Genomic DNA, 1545 nt, shown 5'->3' with positions numbered 1-1545 from the left:
CTTCTTCAACGTGAGGTACACCACATTGATCTAAGTTGTAATTTAAATTTTTAAGCTCTTCGGTGGTAAATCTTTTAGCTTTATAATTACCGTTTTCATCTACGATATCTTTTTTATTGGCTAATCAGTTTTTAACTTCATCAAAGTGTTCTAACTTAATTGGTTTAGTTTTAGAAAAAGCTTTATAGCCTTTTGGCATATCCATGCGATAAATTCACACTTCACTTTGAGAAGGTTTTTTATCAAAAAATAGGATATTAGTTGAAATAGAAGTATAAGGAGCAAAAACACTACCTGGCAATCTAATAATAGTATGTAAGTTATATTGAGTTAATAACATCTTTTTAAGGTTGGTTTTAGTTGTGTCGGTTCCAAATAAAAAACCATCGGGTAAAATAACTGCTGCTTTACCTTCTTTTTTAAGACGATACATAATTAAACCCATAAATAAATCGGCTGTTTCAGATCCTCTTATATCAGCTGGAAAATTAATTTGAATGTCTTTTCTTTCACTACCTCCATAAGGTGGGTTCATTAAAATAACATTAAATTTTTCTGCTTCTGAATATTCTCTAATATTTCTCTCTAATGAATTGCCGTGCATTATATTGGGTGAATCAACATCATGTAGTAATAAATTAGTTATTGCTAATAAATGCGGAAAGGGTTTCTTTTCAACTCCATAAAAGTTTTTTAAATAATTTCTATCTTTAGCTGAAGTAACTTGTTTATCTAAATATTTAATTGAAGAAGTTAAAAAGCCCCCAGTACCACAAGCAAAATCAGCGATTTTATCCGTTAATTTAGGTGAAACTACTTCCACAATAAAATCAGTTAAAGCTCTTGGAGTATAAAACTCTCCAGCATTACCGGCATTTTGAATATCTTTTAAAATGCTTTCATAAATATCACCAAAAGCGTGGCGATCGCTTTTAGTATCTAGTTCTAAACTATCTACTATATTAATTGCTCTTCTTAAAGCAACTCCGTCTTTCATATAGTTATTAGCATCAGCAAAGACATCTAAAACGATTTTCTTTTTAATAGGATCATCTTTAGAAACAGGTAAATTTTTAAGTGTTGGAAAAAGCTCGTTATTAACAAAAGCTAAAAGACTATCCCCTGTCATATTACCTTTAGCTCAGTTTCTTCAACGATATTTCTCTGGAATAATTGATTGATAGTTTTTATCTAATATTTCTCAGGTATTAGCTTCTTTAGCATCATATACTTTTAAAAATAGCATTCATACCATTTGTTCAATCCGTTGGGCGTCGCCATTAATTCCAGCGTCAGTCCGCATGGTATCTTGCATTTTTTTAACAAAATTACCTATTTCCATTTTTATCCTCCATTAACAAATAAATTATTAATTAATTTATTATATTTAAGTTTTAAACCAAATTTTAAAAATAGCTTTGTAAACTTGGACACTTTTTGTGGACAGTTTATAAATATGAATAAACATCTCAACATTGTTGGGGTGTTTTTCAATTTAAATTTGATTGTAATCTTTCGTTGTTATATCATTCTATATAAGATTTA

The 1545-nt window shown here is 29.2% G+C and carries 2 protein-coding genes; both read right to left on the bottom strand.

What is annotated here, in order from left to right; all coding sequences use genetic code 4:
- Positions 1-1342 (bottom strand): class I SAM-dependent DNA methyltransferase (locus FJO69_RS02920; RefSeq protein ID WP_140781569.1); only part of this gene is annotated, 1342 nt, incomplete at its 3' end.
- A gap of 106 nt (positions 1343-1448) precedes the next feature.
- Positions 1449-1545: IS3 family transposase (locus FJO69_RS07705; protein ID WP_368853737.1), on the bottom strand; the 97-nt coding region annotated here is incomplete at its 5' end.

Source organism: [Mycoplasma] falconis (assembly GCF_006385795.1).
Taxonomy (GTDB): Bacteria; Bacillota_I; Bacilli_A; order Mycoplasmatales; family Metamycoplasmataceae; genus Metamycoplasma; species Metamycoplasma falconis.
The sequence above is the reverse complement of the archived record's forward strand: the minus strand, read 5'-3'. Positions and strand labels throughout refer to the sequence as shown.